The 15,164-nt window shown below is 53.5% G+C and carries 13 protein-coding genes and 1 riboswitch; all 13 genes read right to left on the minus strand.

The genetic code is table 11. The features are described from left to right. Positions 1 to 6: 6 nt before the first annotated feature. The 13 genes from kdpA to NSQ46_RS28305 all read right to left on the minus strand — a co-directional run bounded on the left by kdpA (position 7) and on the right by NSQ46_RS28305 (position 15,025). Complete coding sequence (kdpA, locus tag NSQ46_RS28245; RefSeq protein WP_340897818.1) at positions 7 to 1,686, minus strand: potassium-transporting ATPase subunit KdpA; 1,680 nt, start codon at positions 1,684 to 1,686, stop codon at positions 7 to 9. Between the two features lie 264 nt (positions 1,687 to 1,950). After that, a complete protein-coding gene (locus tag NSQ46_RS28250; RefSeq protein ID WP_340897820.1) occupies positions 1,951 to 2,361 on the minus strand; it encodes a hypothetical protein in 411 nt (136 codons plus the stop codon). Positions 2,362 to 2,490: 129 nt separating this feature from the next. After that, positions 2,491 to 2,665: riboswitch (cyclic di-AMP (ydaO/yuaA leader) on the minus strand. Between the two features lie 568 nt (positions 2,666 to 3,233). Continuing rightward, positions 3,234 to 4,154, minus strand: a complete 921-nt coding sequence (locus NSQ46_RS28255; protein ID WP_342575574.1) for a proline dehydrogenase family protein — start codon at positions 4,152 to 4,154, stop codon at positions 3,234 to 3,236. 275 nt (positions 4,155 to 4,429) lie between these two features. Then, a complete protein-coding gene (locus tag NSQ46_RS28260) occupies positions 4,430 to 5,869 on the minus strand; it encodes a serine hydrolase (RefSeq protein ID WP_341341385.1) in 1,440 nt (479 codons plus the stop codon). Between the two features lie 54 nt (positions 5,870 to 5,923). After that, positions 5,924 to 6,685, minus strand: coding sequence for a ChbG/HpnK family deacetylase (locus NSQ46_RS28265; protein WP_342575577.1), 762 nt, complete (start codon positions 6,683 to 6,685; stop codon positions 5,924 to 5,926). Further along, positions 6,682 to 7,518, minus strand: a complete 837-nt coding sequence (locus NSQ46_RS28270) for a carbohydrate ABC transporter permease (protein ID WP_341035069.1) — start codon at positions 7,516 to 7,518, stop codon at positions 6,682 to 6,684. The genes NSQ46_RS28265 and NSQ46_RS28270 overlap by 4 nt, the downstream gene beginning before the upstream one ends. Further along, positions 7,518 to 8,393: a sugar ABC transporter permease gene (locus tag NSQ46_RS28275; protein WP_007130685.1), complete on the minus strand. Its 876-nt coding sequence runs from the start codon at positions 8,391 to 8,393 to the stop codon at positions 7,518 to 7,520. The genes NSQ46_RS28270 and NSQ46_RS28275 overlap by 1 nt, the downstream gene beginning before the upstream one ends. A gap of 294 nt (positions 8,394 to 8,687) precedes the next feature. Then, the gene (locus NSQ46_RS28280) at positions 8,688 to 9,950 is read right to left on the minus strand and encodes an ABC transporter substrate-binding protein (RefSeq protein WP_007130686.1); all 1,263 of its coding nucleotides are present in this window, start codon (positions 9,948 to 9,950) and stop codon (positions 8,688 to 8,690) included. 164 nt (positions 9,951 to 10,114) lie between these two features. Then, complete coding sequence (locus tag NSQ46_RS28285) at positions 10,115 to 11,074, minus strand: LacI family DNA-binding transcriptional regulator (RefSeq protein ID WP_007130687.1); 960 nt, start codon at positions 11,072 to 11,074, stop codon at positions 10,115 to 10,117. Positions 11,075 to 11,343: 269 nt separating this feature from the next. After that, entirely contained in the window at positions 11,344 to 12,168 is an 825-nt protein-coding gene (locus tag NSQ46_RS28290; protein ID WP_251536141.1) for an alpha/beta hydrolase, read from the minus strand. Positions 12,169 to 12,183: 15 nt separating this feature from the next. Next, positions 12,184 to 12,693, minus strand: coding sequence for an SRPBCC domain-containing protein (locus NSQ46_RS28295; RefSeq protein WP_342575580.1), 510 nt, complete (start codon positions 12,691 to 12,693; stop codon positions 12,184 to 12,186). Positions 12,694 to 12,762: 69 nt separating this feature from the next. Further along, positions 12,763 to 13,095, minus strand: a complete 333-nt coding sequence (locus tag NSQ46_RS28300; protein WP_100085238.1) for a metalloregulator ArsR/SmtB family transcription factor — start codon at positions 13,093 to 13,095, stop codon at positions 12,763 to 12,765. 265 nt (positions 13,096 to 13,360) lie between these two features. After that, positions 13,361 to 15,025, minus strand: coding sequence for a glutathione ABC transporter substrate-binding protein (locus NSQ46_RS28305; RefSeq protein WP_341341379.1), 1,665 nt, complete (start codon positions 15,023 to 15,025; stop codon positions 13,361 to 13,363). Positions 15,026 to 15,164: the final 139 nt, after the last annotated feature.

The raw sequence follows: 15,164 nt of genomic DNA on the forward strand, positions 1-15,164 counted from the left end.
TTCTATTTAACGAATCGTAAGATGCTCGGCAACCGGCCCGAGAACCAGTACAGGCAAAAAGGTCAGCGCGCCGATAATCAGCACGACGGCAATCAGAATGCCGGCGAACAACCCGTTATCAGTACGGAACGTTCCTGGGGTCTCCGGCACCCACTGTTTCCGCATCAGCGATCCGCCGACCGCCAGCAATGCGATCATCGAAATATAACGGCCGAGCAGCATGACCAGACCGGTTGTTACATTCCAAAACGGCGTGTTATCGGCAAGCCCTTCAAACCCGGACCCGTTGTTCGCCGCCGAAGACGTATATTCATACAACACCTGGGAGATGCCGTGGAACCCTGCGTTCGTAATGCCTGATTGACCCGCATCGGTCATCAACGCAAGCGCTGTCGGTGCCAGGATGATGAACGGGTGCACCAGGATCACGACGGCGATCAGCTTCATTTCCTTCGCTTCAATCTTCCTGCCAAGAAATTCGGGTGTTCGTCCGACCATCAGCCCGGCCAGGAATACGGCCAGAATCGCGTACATGAGCATGTTCATCAAGCCGACGCCCTTCCCGCCGAAGACGGAATTAAGCATCATTAGCGCTAGCGGCGTGATGCCCCCAAGCGGGGTCAGGGTATCGTGCATGTTGTTGACCGATCCGGTCGTGGCCGCCGTCGTGACGGTCGTAAACAAGGAGGATTGCGGAATGCCGAAGCGGACCTCTTTGCCTTCCATGCTGCCTTGGGACGAATCAATCCCGAGCCGGTTCAGCGCTGGATTCCCGCTTGATTCGGCCGCATAGTTCAGGGATAGAAAACCGATGAACAGCGTCATCATGACAGAGAACACGATCCAGCCCTGCTTGCGGCTCTTGGCGAACAATCCGAACGTATAGGGCAGGGCAGCCCCGAGGCTCCACATGCACAATATTTCGATCACGTTCGTCAACGGGGATGGATTCTCGAACGGATGCGCGGAATTGGCTCCCATATGGCCGCCTCCGTTCGTTCCCAAGTGCTTGATCGATTCAAGCGCGGCTACCGGGCCGACCGCAATCTGCTGCTCTGATCCCGAAAGGGTCGTTACGCTCATGGTCGGCTTTAACGTCTGCGGCACCTGCAGTGCCACCAGCAGCATGGCAATAAGGAAGGCCGCCGGGATAAACACCCGGGTCATGGCCTTCACGAAGTCTTCGAAGAAGTTGCCGACCGTAGCGCCTTTCGTCGTCACGGCCCGGATAAAGGCGATGGCAACGCACAGCCCGGTGGCGGCGGACGTGAACATCATCATCATGATCACGGCCATCTGGGAAAAGTAAGAGAGGCCCGACTCCCCGCTATAGTGCTGCAAGTTCGTATTGGTCATGAAGCTGATCATTGTATTGAGCGACAACGTCGGCTCCATGTTCTCGATGCCGTTCGGATTCCACGGCAGCACCTGTTGAAAACGGAGGATGGCATACCCTGCTCCGACCAGGATGATATTGGTGAGCAGGAAGCTGAGCGCATAGCCCTTCCAGCTCATCCCCCTGCGTTCCTTGAGTCCGATGAGGGCAAATATCGGGCGTTCCGCCCAGGAGAACCATTTGTCCGTGCCGCCGGGTTCATTGCGAAACACGAGATAGAGGTAGGTTCCAAGCGGCTTGACGAGCAGCAGCAGAACCAGGATGACGATGGCGATTTGTACGATGCCCATGATAAGCGGCTTCCTCCTTTATGTTGGAATCCTAAAATTTTTCGGGATGAATCAGCGCATAAACCAAATATAAAAATAACGCAGCGGTCAATATCAAAATCAGCGTCATGGCCTGTCACCCTCCGATTCTTGAATAACGCGGCCGCACCAGCTTATGAACAGCCGGAACAGCCCGTAGGCTGCACCTAGCAGAAGCAGCATATATACATCCTGCATTGTTATCCCTCCTTGGCGGTAAGCCGTAAAAACAGCTCTTTCCGGTAGCTAGTCTAAAAGCGCGGCGATCAGGAAATCGACGCGGTCATGATTCGTGTGCAGCACGACATCCGCGCCAAGCCCTCTGTAAATCAGTCTCGGATTGCCGGAATTTGTAATAACATAGATCGAAGCCGAGGTCCATGTCCGGCATATTCGCAAGTAGCGGCAGCAGAGGTTCAAACTGTTCTCGAACAGAAACACCTTGCCGATCGGCCGTTCGGGAAGCACCCAGGTCTGCTCGTCTCTCGTGTCGAGCATGATGACATCCTTGCATCCGAGCCTGCTCGCCCTCTCCCCCTCTGCAGGGTTGTTTGCCAGAACGGCGAACGGGATCTCCCTTAAGAGCAATTGGCGGATGAATGCCTCTCCGGCCTTGGTCGGCGCGGATATCAGAATCGTGTCTTGCTTTTTTTCCATACGTTCTCCTCCTCGTGTCCGTCGGAGAAGGCAACAAAAAAGAAGCCTCGGGAGGAGAAGAACTCTTCCCGCGGCTTCTTCCTAAAGGCACGGCGAAAAACACCGCGGCTTCGTCAAGTCACGACAATCGTTGCCTCTCTCGATACGCTTACGAGGTTAGCTGACGGATTCGGGCGTGAGAGTCGCCCTACCCATAGACCGTTATCTTGTCTATGGGATTCACCCCGGAGAGAACGCGCGAAATCGCGTCTCCCGATTGGTTCCCCCGCTCCTTTTTCATTCAAGGACTCAGCGAAAATGAATCTAGCGAGTTGCATGTATTCGGTTAATGGTTGACCCTGATGTTTTCGAAAACTGTCAAAGCGGCCCGGCCGAGGGTCAAGCGGTGAGAGGCACTTGACGCAAGTACGAGCCGAAGGACCCCATAGCGGTCTCCGGCATACGCGCTTTTTTCCGATGGAAGGCCGCAGCTCCCACACTGGCCGGCTTCCACGGCGGTATCAGGCCGCCCTGCCAGCTTCCGGAAATCATCCGGTCAATTCATAGTTCGTATCATACGACCGGCGATTCGGGAAGTAAATGCAGACGAAAACCCGTGTAACGTATTATGGAACAGGTGCAATCCGGAAAGTCCTCTTCATCCCCGATTATCTTCTCCATACTCGATATCCCTCTCTATTTCGCCATTTCTTAGCAATAAAGCGATATAAGGCGATGGAATGGCAATAATGAATGCCATTCCCAAATGTACGCGCTTTCCTTCGCTGTTTTCACGTTTTTTCAGAAAATAACGGCCACAAATCGGAATTTACTTTTTCCGACCTTTCGTACCGTTTCCCTACCGAAATCGTCAGCGGTTTTTCGCTTCCCAATCACTTGAACATATTCCTCAGCACCATCATCAGATTGGCCGGCTTCTCTGCAATGCGGCGGGTAAAATACGGGTACCACATCGTGCCGTACGGCATGTAGCATCTTATTCGATAACCGTCCTGCGCTAGCCGGGCCTGGTCCTTCATGCGCAGCCCATACAGCATTTGAAACTCGAACGCATCCTTCTTGATCCGGTTCTGCTCTGCAAATACTTTGACCCAATCGATGATGTTGTTATCGTGGGTCGCGACAGCGGTATAGGCTCCTTGGTCCAGCTGAAGCTTGATTAAATTTTTATAATTGCCGATGATCTCCTGCTTCTTCTGATACGCAATCGTTCCCGGCTCCTTATAAGCTCCCTTGACCAGCCGGAGTTTCACCTCTTCCTTCATTAGCATCCGGACGTCCTCCTCCGACCGGTACAAATAGGCCTGGATGACCGTTCCCACATTGGTCAGCCCCTCCTTATGAAGCCGCAGCGTCATATCGATCGTGGCCTGCGTAAATGGCGAGTCCTCCATGTCCAGCCGTACGAAGTTGCCATGCCTTTGGGCCGCCCGGACCACCGTTCTAATGTTCTCGTATGCTGCCTGCGGGTCGAGCGCCAAGCCCATCTGCGTCGGCTTCAGGGATACGTTCGATTGCACTGCCCGGTTGGCGATGCCCTCCACAAGCCGAATATATTCCTCCCGGTAGGCCGAAGCCTCCGTCAGCGAAGTAATGCCCTCTCCCAGATGGTCCAGCGTTACCAGGATTCCCTTCCCGTTCAGCCTTTCGATCTCATCGAGTGCCTCTTCCAGCGTATCTCCCGCAATGAATCTGCCCGCTAGTTTCTTGCCGTAACGAATCGAAAGCCATTTCACCAGCCGGTTCCCCGACACCGTCAACACGACTTTCCGGTAAAGCTCGGTCCCGTCCATGCATGCCTCACCCTCTTCTCGGAGTAAAATGCGCTCTACCTTAACTCATATGCAAAAAAGGTCGCATCATGCGAAGAGGACATTCCTTCGGCTTGGCGGGAGTTTCCGCTAAAATGGAAAAGCGACTTCGGAAGGGAAAGAAACACACGTTAAAAAACGCTCGGAGAAATCTCCGAGCGTCCAAGCGCGTTTGTTCATTGCTGATGTTACGGCTGTGCTTGAAGCAATTCTATGGTTCACGCCCCAATCTGCACTTGAGGGAGCGCCTAGCCTCATTACTGCCCTTCCCTTGCCTGACCCGTAATCGGCTTCAGCCTCGGGTCTCCAAAGGATACGTTGACCGATTGGGCCAAATGAAGCCCGTCTTCTGTAAAGTCAGCCTCCACGGTCAGGCAGAACGGCGTCTCGACCGCTCGAAGCGTGATCACGAGATTGCCGTTGTCATTCCATGTCATGGAGGAGCATACCTTGCCCTCCTCCATCCGGAACAGTCTCGTCGTGCCTTCCGCCCATGCGTTCCGGCCAAGCGTGAGCGATTCGAGGCCGTAGTGCGCTTCGATCTCCAGCAAGGCTTCTTCCTCCGAGAAACGAACGCAGAAGGTACGAAGCTTCTGCTCATTCTCCTCGAGCTCGAACACGATTCCGGAAACATCCTGCTCCCGCGTGGAAGAGGCCGCGAGTTTCGGCGGCTGCACGTTCAGCGCTCCAAGCGTTTCGGTGAGCGAGACCGCCGCCCCTTCATTCTCCGGTAAAGCCTCCGGCTCAAAGGCCGGCAACAGATGCTCCCATACGCTGTTCAGGACGGCCTGCATATCATTCAAGCCCGAGGTGATGGCGATAACCGCCTCCAGCTCGGGGTGAACGATGCAGTATTGGCCGAATGCGCCATCGCCGCGATAGGCACCGTGCCGGCATCTCCAGAACTGGTAGCCGTATCCTTCCGTCCAATCGGAGGAGCCGTCTGCCGGCCCGTTCGAAATCTGCTTCGACGTCGCTTCGAGGACCCACGCCTCCGGAATGAGGCGCTTGTCTCCCCAAACGCCCTTCTGCAGATACAGCTGACCGAATTTCGCAATATCCTCCGTCTTCAGCTTGAGTCCCCAGCCGCCGGCATTGATGCCCCGCGGACAACTCTCCCATGTGGCTCCGTGAATGGCGAGCGGTTCGAAGAGCCGGGGCTCCAAATACTCCAGCAGCGTCTTGCCGGTAATCTTCTGCAGGATCGCCGAGAGCATATACGTCGCCGCGCTGTTGTACACGAAGTGGGTTCCCGGCTCATGCTCTACGGGCTGCTTGAAGAAGTCGGCTACCCAGTCCTCGGATTCCAGCGCCGGTTCCGCCGCATGGCCGGTCCCCATCACGAGCAAATCCCGCACAGTCATCGCCGCCAGATTTTCAGATGGAGCCTCCGGCGCATATTCCGGAAAGAAGCCGATCACTGGATCCGTCAAGGCGATGCGGCCTTCCTCTGCGAGGAGTCCGATCGCAGTCGAGGTAAAGCTCTTGCTTAACGAGAACAGCATGTGCGGAAGCTCGGGCCCGTACGGATCCCACCAGCCTTCCGCAATGACATGGCCGCGGCGAAGCAGCATAAAGCTGTGCAGCTCTAGCCCTTGATCCTGGACCGAACCGATAAAGCGCTCGATCGCCCGCGAGGAAATGCCTTGGCGTTCGGGGGTGCTTCTTGACAATGATTGAACCGTGTCCATACTCATAAGAATCCGCCTCTCCCTGTATATTGCAAGTAATCGATCATCCTGTCAGAACCATTATACACCAGATCCTGAAACCGCTTCATCATATCGAACCGGTCGAAAGCCATGGCGCTCGCTGATCTCGATCAAGTTCTCCTGCATCAGAAAGGCAGCCTCGGCATCACGCCCGCGCGCAAGCTCTTCGCCGTCGACCCGGGCGTTGCCGCATTGCGTCATCTCCTCCGAATAGAGTGCCGGATGAGACAGAAAGAAATATTGCTCGTCTGTGAGCCTGCTGAGCACAGCCTCGAATTGCGGGATGGAAGATGGAACGCCGTCAGGGAAAAAGTTATAGTAATACCGGTGATTGATCAGTCCTTTGCTTGCGATCCAGGGGTCCAGCTCTTCCTGAAGCCCGGGGACGAAGCGCTCCGGCATCATATGCGAATCCGCATACGTTATGCGAAAGCCCAGCGCCGTCAGCTTATCCAGCTGCGCGCTGCACTCGGCCACAATCTCCTCCAAGGCCGGAGGAGATTGCTGGAACATCGACGGATCCTGATAGAAATATCCGCTTGGGTCCACAAGCGAAGGAACCTGTTCCTTCGCCGAAACAGGTCCCCATCTGATGCGGTCCCACTCCGCATTCAGCGTCATGTGGAATCCGAAGCATATGTCATCGCGGCGGGCCAGCAGCTCGGCAGCTTCCGCCACATACGGCCCCGGCGCCATAACGGATACGTTTTTGATAAATCCGGCGTTTACGGTTCTTGCAATCGCCAGATTGGCCGAACGGCTCGAGCCCAGATCATCCGCTCTGGTAATGATCCGCCTCATTTTACCGCACCTGCAGCAATCCCTTTGATGATATACTTTTGCGCAAAAATATAGAAGATGACCACCGGGATAATCGTTAAGGTCAGGCCGGCCATCGCCTGGTTCCATACGATCGTGAATTCCCCGAAGAAGTAGAACGTCGAAAGCGGAATCGTCCGCAGCCCTTTATCCGACAGCGTCAGGGACGGCAGCAGATAGTCATTCCACAGGGCGATCACGTTCAAAATCGCTACCGTTACGGTGATGTTCTTCAGCAGCGGAAATACGATTCTCCAGAATACGCCCAGCTTGGAGCAGCCGTCCAGCGTCGCGGCCTCTTCCAGAGCGACCGGTACCGACTTGATAAAGCCATGGTATAGGAAGACCGCCATGCTCGAGGTAAAACCGACATTCATATAGATCAAGCCCTCATGCGTGTTCAGCATCGGAATATGCAGATTGCTGCGAATCCAGTCCATGACCTGCATGAGCGGCATCATCAGCGTCTGGAACGGAATGAGCATCGTCGCCACGAACGTGAAGAAAATGATTTTGCTCAGCTTGTTATCCGTCCGCACCAGCATCCATGCCGTCATGGAAGCCAGCACGATGACAAGAATCACTGAGACGACCGTCACGTAGAGCGAGTTGCCAAGCGCCGTAAAGAAATTCATCTTCTCCATCGCCGACTTGTAATACTCGAAGCTGAAGGATGACGGAAACGCAAGCGCGTTCTCATACAGCTCCGCACGGTCCTTGAACGAGTTGATCAGCATGATGAAGACAGGAGACAGGAAGACGATCGCGAAGAGAAGCAGCACAATATCGAGCAGCCATTTGCCTGTTTTCCTCATCACATCTGCACCTCTCTTCTCTTCGTAATGATCACTTGGGTCAAGGTAAGTCCGGCTACGATCAGGAAGAAGATGATCGCTTTCGCCTGGCCTATGCCGTAATTGCCGTAAGCGAATATTTCATTGAAAATATTCATCGCAAACATCTCGGTCGCGTTATTCGGACCGCCCTTGGTCAGGGACAGGTTCACGTCGTAGATTTTGAATGCGCCCGACAGGGTCAGGAACAGACAGATCGTGAACGATGGCATCAGGAGCGGGAAGACGATGCTCTTCAGCCGCTGCCACAGGCTCGCGCCGTCGACTTTGGCCGCTTCCATCAATTCATCCGGGATCCCCTGGATGCCGGCAATGTAGATGATCATGGTATAGCCGGCCAGCTGCCAGGTAAATACGACAACGATCGCATAAAGCGAGAACTGCGGATGCAGGAGCCAGTTGAAGAAGATGCTGCCGAGCCCGGTTTTCTCCCCAAGGAAGCTAAAGGCATCGGTGAAAATGAACTGCCAAATATAACCGAGAATAAGGCCGCCGATCAGGTTCGGCATAAAGAACATCGTCCGTGCGGCATTACGCGAGCGAAGCTTGGTCGTCACTAGCAGCGCGAATCCCAGGCCCAGGATGTTGACGCATACCAGCGCCAGAAGCGTAAACTGCACGGTGTGCCAAGCCGATGACAGGAAGCGTTCGTCCTGGAAGATCTGGACATAATTGTCCATGCCCACAAATACTTTCGGATTGGCCGGAATTCCGTCCCACTGGACGAAGGAGTAATAAATCCCGATGATGAACGGGATGATGACCACGGTCGTGAAAATAAACAAAAGCGGTACCGTGAACAGGGCAAACCAGGCTTTATCCTTTCCTTTGCTCATAATCCATACCTTCTTTCTGTCCCGGATGATCCCCGTGGTAAGGCATCACCTTGATACTTGCAATTGCTGTGTCTTTCGTTTAAGCGAGTCCGGTCGGGCGACCGTTTCAGGCCCCCTCCGAAGCCGTTGTGCTAAGAATGCTGGTGGGAGTAGATGATGTTCGTTACCCGATACTTCGAGCTTGAAAAAACAAAAGCCTAACGCTCAGAGTCAATTCGGAACGTCAGAGGCTAGGCTTTCGTTATGATGAAATTGTTTAGATCACCGCTCGTTCACGAGCGCTTGCTGTATCCCTTATTTCGAGGCTTTCGCCCACACCTCATCCAGCTTCTGCAGGAATTGCTCGCCTGTCATATCCTTGTTCATGAAGAATTCCTGAGTAGCCGGCGCCAAGTCGTTCGTGATGATGCCGGACGGGAAGTAGTTCAGCGCCCAAGGAATCGTCTGGCCGCTGTTCGTCGCTTCATGCACGGCCTGGGACAATGGATCCAGGTTGCCTGCCTCGATGTTGGTCAGCGCCGGAATGAACTTGAAGTCGTCGACGATCGCTTTTTTACCGGTATCGCTGGTGAAGAGCCAGTTCAAGAATGCGTTGGCTGCTTTCACTTCGTCCGCATCGGCCTGGTTGTTGATCACCCAGTAGCTCGCAACCCCGACCGCAAGTTTATCGTTGCCTGCCAGCGGGAACGGCATCATGCCGATCTTGGAATCCATATCCCCGAAATCGGCGAGCATGGAATAGCTCCAGTTGCCCTGGTGAACCATCGCCGTTTTGCCTGTTGCAAAGTCACCCATTTGGCTGTCGTATTTCACTTCCATCGGGTTTTTGGCATTGGCTTTGATCGCGTCCATGAATTTCGCCCATTCCTGGAATTCCTTCGTATCCGCCATCTTCACTTCGCCTTTGTTCAGCTGATCAATAAAGGCCAGCGGATCGGATTGAAGCGCGAACGGCGTATTCAGGATATGCCCGATCAGGAAGTAAGCCTCCTGCGACAGGCTCAGCCCGTTCTTGCCCTCTGCCTTCATCTGCTCCAGCAGCTTGGTGAACGAATCCAAGTCCTTCACGTTCGCAGGATCGACGAGATCCTTGTTGTACACGAGGCCGAAGCCTTCAACGCCGTAAGGAACGCCGACCGTCTTGTCTTCCACCTTCAGCTCCATGTCAGGCGCGATATTTTTGACGTATTCCTCACCGCTCAAGTCCGTAAAATAAGATTTCAATTTCTCCGATTCAGGCCCCGGCGCTACGCTGAAAATCGTAGGGCCTTGATTGCTGCCAAGCTTCGCTACCAGCTGCTGCGAATAAGCATCGCCGGCGGCTCCCCATACTTCAACCTCATTGCCGGTTTCTTCTTTATAGGTCTTAACCAGTGCTTCAAGAGGCTCCGTAATTTCAACCTTCGATTGGAAGAGTGTAATTTTCTTTAGTTTATCTCCTCCGGATGCTGCTCCCGAATCTTTGTCGGCTGTACCGGAAGTGCCGCCGCAGGCCGCCAGTGTGGCCACCAAAGCCGTTGCAGTCAGTACGCTTAATACCTTTTTTACTTTTTTCAAGTGACACGCCTCCCCCGTAAGGACTCAATAAAGTAAAACGTTTACAACCCAATCATAGGCCTGTTATGCGCTCATGTCAATAAAAAATGTACACGTTTTCATAAAATATTAAGTAAAATATTAAGTAAAATATATTACTTTTTACTAGAATTATTCGTAAAACTTTATTTAACGGTCTTTCTCCACTGAATGGTGGCACTTAATTTAAAAGGCTCCTTGCCGGTCGTCCCCTTAATCATGCCGAGCAGCTCCTTGGCGGCCAAATAACCGCTCTCATAACGCGGGATCGCAATCGTCGTCAGGCCCGCCATGGCCGCCGCGTCCGAGTTGTCAAAGCCGGTAACGGAAATATCCTCCGGCACGCGGAGCCCGTTCTCCTCGAAAGCCTTGATCGCCCCAAGCGCCATATTATCATTCGCGCATACCAGCACTTCCGGAAGCGAGTTGCCGAGAATCAGAATTTTGGCTGCCTGATATCCGCTCTCTTCGCTGTAGTCCCCATGGAAGTAGTTGCGGCGGTCAAAGAGGATCCCATTCTTCTCCAGCGTATCGACGAATCCGGCGTACCTCTCTTTATGGTCAAGCGTAAACTCGAGACCGCCCATAAACCCGAAGCTGCGGAACCCCTTATCCACCAACGCCTGCACCATATCGCACATCACCGGATAATTGTCGACAAGGACGCTTTTGGTATTGGCAAATGCATTATCGATAATCCGGTCCATGAGCACGACAGGGAATTGAGGGGTCGCCACGGAGATTAAATAATCGTCCGTCATATGCCGATCCAGGCTTATGGTACCGCTTGCAAATTTGCTGCGCATGAAGTTCGCGCTCGATTTGCTGGTGCAGATGATCAGATCATAGCCGTTCTCCGTCAGGCAGTGGCTGATGCCCTTAATAATTTTCAAATAATAGTCGCGGTCGAAATCGCTGAATACAAAGATGATCGTGTTGCTGTGATCGGATTTGGCCGCCTTGTTCGGAAAATAACCTTGCTCCGAGCAGATCCGAAGCACCCGTTCCCGGGTGTCCTTGCCAACGTTCTTCCGTCCGTTGAGCACATTGGATACCGTCGAAACCGAGACCTCCGCGAGCTTGGCAATTTCCTTTAAACTACTCATGATTCCAGTCCCCCTCCAAACGCTATGTAATTTTAATATAACATGGTTTTATTTTTAATAAAATTTACTTGTTCTGGGTAAACGAATTTTTTTGCCGGAACCTTCCCCCTGTCACTATATACTTACGGACCGGACAGCTCTTTTTTTATCAAGCAAAAAACAGGCCGTGCCGGGCTGCTTTGAGAAGTCCGATTGAAGCTTTCAATCGGAACGATAACAAAGAAACCGTGGCCCTATTAGCCACGGTTTCTTTTCACGCTATGCGCTTGTTATCTCGATATATGGCCCGCTGAAGGCTGCAGGAAATCCACGATTTCCGGGGCCAGCACCTCCGGCGCCATGACGACAGCCGAATGGTCTTGGCCTGGAAGCATGCGGTGCTCGCATTGCGGGAGCAAGTCGGCCAATGCGCTGGCAGCGTTATGGAATAGAGCCCCGCTGTTCTCGCCCGTCACCACCATAACCGGGGCATTGACCTCCCATCGGTCCGTCGGCAACGGTTGACCGGATTGCGTATTTCCCATAATCATACCGTCATAGGCCAGCGTATGCGCCAAGCCTTCCATCGCCTTCCAGGATGGGTCTGCTTTCATGAATTCCAGGTATTCCCCGGGAATTCCCAGAGCTGCAGTCATGTAGTATTCTACCGCTTCGCTACGCTGGTTGCCGGCCATCAATGTATTTAGATGCTGCACGTATTCCGTCGGTACGGGTGCGCGGCTGTCGTCAACGATAAAAGGCGGCTCGTATAGAAACAGCTTGCTAACTTTACCGCTGCCGAGGCTGCTGGCTGCATCCAGAGCCAGAACGGCCCCCGATGAGCTCCCGAATAAATAGGCGCTGCCGCCCGCCTCCTGAATAAGGGCTTCCAAGTCTTCGATCTCGCGTTCAACTGCATATGGAGCCGTATCCGCGCTGTCGCCGCGCCCTCTCCGGTCATAATTATAGACGGTGAAATGCTCGGACAACAGCTCGCCAAGGCGCGATCCATCGTTGTGATCCGCAGCGGCGGAGGACACAAGCACGATTGCCGGTCCCGTACCCTTTTTCTCATAATAAATCCGTGTTCCGTCTTTCGAAATCACATGGCTCATCCCAATTCCTCCTTGTTATGGTTGATTCAATATGTACTGCATTTGATGCTCGAATCTTTCCAGCGTCTCCTGGTATCCTTCCACCATGCCCATGGGCTCTGCCTGATCCAGGTCCTCTGCGCTTGCAAACTGAGTGATAATGCTCAGCCTTGTCCCACCCCTTGCCTCGTCGAATGTGACGGACGTCAGCATATCGCTTCCCTCGACGGGGTTCCACTGCGAGTCTGTAAATGTATCATTGTAAACAAGCCTCGACCATTCCACCACTTCGGTATAAATCGCCTTGCAGAATGCCGTATCTCCCTCACCGGCCGTATCGGGCGCAATCCGGTAGCGCCAAGCGCCGCCCGGTCTTACATCCATTTCGTACACCGTGGCGGTCCAGTTCCTCGGCCCCCACCAGCGTTCGATGTGCTCAGGCTTGGTCCAGCCTTCCCAGGACAGCTTCAGGGGGATGGAAACGATGCGTTCCACCGTCAGCTTTCGCTGTTCTCTGTCTTTCCTAATGGTTGTCTTCCTGCCCATGTGAATCCCTCCCGTCTATTCGGCTCTGCCCCGGCAGAGCCCTTCCTGTGGATCTAGCAAAAAAGTCAATTAACTCTCCTTTCCGTTCAAGTCGCTCATATAGTCTTCGAAATTGTCGAGTCTCTCTTCCCACAGGCGGCTGAAGGAGTCGAGCCACTCGTCCAGTTCCTGGAACGGACGGGCTTCAAGACTATAGATGCGCTGCTGCGCGTTCTTGCGGACCTTCACCAATCCCGCTTCGTTCAGGATCCGCAAATGCCGGGATACTTGCGGCTGACCGATGTTAAGCAGCTCTACGAGGTCACTTACCGAACGCGGTCCTTGCTTTAATAGCTCGATAATGTTAAAACGGTTCGGTTCCGAGATCGTAGACAGGGTTAATTGCATTGCTGAAGTGTTCATGATTGAAATATACACCTATGTGTATATACGTGTCAACAAATATATTGACGTAAACATTATTTTTCTTTCAAATGCTCCCGTCAGCCTCTTCTTCTCAGCATCGTTAACCGGGCGGATCTTCCCTGGTGAGTGCTCAGTGCTCTATCCGATATGAAAAAGAAAAAGACAGCCCGATCGGGCTGCCTCCCCCTAAAATGAAGCTGCTTACGAGAAATTGAAATCCCGTCGCGCCATTACCCTTTTATGCCTCTTTTATGCCTGCACATTAGGGCTGAATGGACACATCGTGCAGCTGCATTATGCCATTCGGGTGCCTCCAGAATCCTTGCACCTTGCTGCTAACGCCGTTCAAATACTCCTGGTGGTGAATGTAGAGCATCGGTGCGAGCTCGACCAGCTTCTCCTGGGCCTGCTTATAGATCGCCTTGCGTTTCTCCGGATCGTTCTCCTTGCGTCCGGCATCGAGCAGCTGATCCAATTCAGGGTCATTGGTAAAGGTTCGGTTGCCCGGCTCTCCGGCGTTCTTCGAGTGAAACAGCTCATACATTCCGTAGTCGGCATCGGCCGTGACCGTGGACCAACCGAGCACGAACATATCATGCTTGCCCTCTGCCGTTTGGGCGAGGTAAGACCCCCACTCCACCACTTCGATTTTGACGTCGATGTTCAATTCTTTCAGCTTGGACTGGACGTACTCCGCGATCTTGATCCGTTCCGGATTGTCGTTCGTCCAGATGGACGTCGAGAAGCCTTGTTCATAGCCGGCCTCCTTCAGGAGCTCCTTCGCCTTATCCATATTGTATTCAATCGGCTTCACGCTCGGATCATAGCCGTTCACGTCCGGGGCCAGCGGGCCGACGGCCGGAATTCCCGTTCCTTCGTAGATGCCCTGCATAATTTCGTCTTTATTGATGGCCATCGTCAAGGCTTGCCGCACGCGAATATCGTTAAACGGCTTCTTATTGTTGTTGAACCCGATATAAGACAAGCTTAACGACGATTGCCGATTCAGCGACATTCCGTCATTGCTCTCAATCCGGCTGATGCTGCTTGGCGATACCGGATCGATGATATGGGCATATCCGGTCTCCAGCTCCGCAATCCGCGTCCCCTCTTCGCTGACGACCTTGAACGTCACCCGGTCCACCTTCGCCTTGGTTCCCCAGTGGTCCGGGTTGGCCGCAAGCTTCACCTCTGAGCCCGGATTCCAGCTCTCCAGCTTAAAGGTCCCCGTGCCGACCGGATTTTGGGCGAGATAAGCACCGGCCTTTTCGCCGGCATTGACCTTCTCATAATCCAGCTTGATCGCCTCCGCGCTGATCATGCCGACGGCCGGATGGGCGAGATGGGCGAGCAGCGGCGAGTAAGGATACTCGGTTATAAGCTGAACCGTGTGTTCATCCACGACCTTGACCTCTTTAATCATAGCGACGAGCGAAGCCCGCGGCGATGCGACCTTCGGATCCTGCATACGATCCAGATTGGCCTTCACCACTTCGGCATTAAAAGGCGACCCGTCCGTAAATTTCACGCCTTGTCTCAGCTTGAACTCCCACGTTAATTCATCGACAGCCTCCCAGCTCTCGGCAAGCCCCGGCTGGAAGTTCAGGTCTTTATCATGCACCAGCAGCGTGTTATAGATATGCGATGTCACGATGCTGCTTTGCTGGTCTGTCGACATGTGGGGATCCATCGATGCCGGATCCGAAAGCCAGGCTATCACAAGCTCATTAGCTGCCGCCTCCCCGGTATCCTTGCCGGTGTCCGTGCCGGGGTCCTTGTTGTCCGTCCCGGAAGGCGTAGTCGTTCCGCCGCTTGGCGGCGTCTCCGGGTTAGCGCTCTTGCCGCCGCCTGCGCAGGCCGACAGCAGCAACGTAAAGATGACCAGCATGCAGATCAGCCACCATTTTGTCCTCTTGTTACCTGTCATAGTAAACATCCTCCCCCTTCTTGCGATAAATAGGAAAATATTTCATGCACAGTTAACATATATTTTACTATTTGATATTTATACGAGGATTTTGCAAAAATCCAAAGATCGACTTTCCATCAGCTATATTGCATATTCC

Source organism: Paenibacillus sp. FSL M8-0142 (assembly GCF_038597315.1).
In the GTDB taxonomy this organism is placed as follows: domain Bacteria; phylum Bacillota; class Bacilli; order Paenibacillales; family Paenibacillaceae; genus Paenibacillus_AQ; species Paenibacillus_AQ lactis.

Coding starts and splice junctions, on each gene's coding strand:
- NSQ46_RS28255 (WP_342575574.1), bottom strand. CDS start 4,154: ATGGACGGGACCGAGCTTTACCGGAAAGTCGTGTTGACGGTGTCGGGG.
- kdpA (WP_340897818.1), bottom strand. CDS start 1,686: ATGGGCATCGTACAAATCGCCATCGTCATCCTGGTTCTGCTGCTGCTC.
- NSQ46_RS28290 (WP_251536141.1), bottom strand. CDS start 12,168: ATGAGCCATGTGATTTCGAAAGACGGAACACGGATTTATTATGAGAAA.
- NSQ46_RS28260 (WP_341341385.1), bottom strand. CDS start 5,869: ATGAGTATGGACACGGTTCAATCATTGTCAAGAAGCACCCCCGAACGC.
- NSQ46_RS28270 (WP_341035069.1), bottom strand. CDS start 7,518: ATGAGGAAAACAGGCAAATGGCTGCTCGATATTGTGCTGCTTCTCTTC.
- NSQ46_RS28275 (WP_007130685.1), bottom strand. CDS start 8,393: ATGAGCAAAGGAAAGGATAAAGCCTGGTTTGCCCTGTTCACGGTACCG.
- NSQ46_RS28250 (WP_340897820.1), bottom strand. CDS start 2,361: ATGGAAAAAAAGCAAGACACGATTCTGATATCCGCGCCGACCAAGGCC.
- NSQ46_RS28305 (WP_341341379.1), bottom strand. CDS start 15,025: ATGACAGGTAACAAGAGGACAAAATGGTGGCTGATCTGCATGCTGGTC.
- NSQ46_RS28265 (WP_342575577.1), bottom strand. CDS start 6,685: ATGAGGCGGATCATTACCAGAGCGGATGATCTGGGCTCGAGCCGTTCG.
- NSQ46_RS28295 (WP_342575580.1), bottom strand. CDS start 12,693: ATGGGCAGGAAGACAACCATTAGGAAAGACAGAGAACAGCGAAAGCTG.
- NSQ46_RS28300 (WP_100085238.1), bottom strand. CDS start 13,095: ATGAACACTTCAGCAATGCAATTAACCCTGTCTACGATCTCGGAACCG.
- NSQ46_RS28285 (WP_007130687.1), bottom strand. CDS start 11,074: ATGAGTAGTTTAAAGGAAATTGCCAAGCTCGCGGAGGTCTCGGTTTCG.